General features: G+C 73.5%; 2 protein-coding genes. Both read left to right on the top strand.

All coding sequences use genetic code 11. The features are described from left to right. Nucleotides 1–279: hypothetical protein (locus tag AC0AIB_RS31175; protein WP_465098074.1), on the top strand; the 279-nt coding region annotated here is incomplete at its 5' end. Between the two features lie 56 nt (nt 280–335). Then, nucleotides 336–476 (top strand): FmdB family zinc ribbon protein (locus AC0AIB_RS31170; protein ID WP_465098075.1); only part of this gene is annotated, 141 nt, incomplete at its 3' end.

The following is a 476-nucleotide window of genomic DNA, read 5'->3' as shown; positions in this document are numbered from 1 at the left end:
CAGCGGTTGAACGCCGTGGCGAAGGACCCGCAGCAGGAGATCGAGCGGACCCGGTTCGCGGTGCGCGACGCCCAGCGGCTCGCCATGGCCGGCCGGCACACGCCCGACCCCCGGCACGCCCGGCCGCTCGACGACTCCGTCGCCCGGCTGGAGCGGGCCATCGCCGGGCTGGAGGGACGCCACCCGGACTACTGGCACTTCCTGACCGAGACCGAGGCCGTGCGGCAGACCGCCGCCCGGGTCGTCTCCGACATCCGTGAGGAGCGCGGCGGCACCTGATCCTTCCGGCGTCAGGGGGCGTGGTCTCCGGGGCTAGATGGCTCTAGCCTGAGCCCATGCCCCGTTACGAATTCCGCTGCCGCACCTGCGGAGACACGTTCGAACTCAGCCGTCCCATGGCCCGGTCCTCGGACCCCGCCTCCTGCCCCGCCGGCCACGACGACACCGTCAAGCTGCTGTCCGCCGTGGCCGTGGGC

This window comes from Micromonospora sp. DSM 43699, from assembly GCF_055517075.1.
The sequence above is the reverse complement of the archived record's forward strand: the minus strand, read 5'-3'. Positions and strand labels throughout refer to the sequence as shown.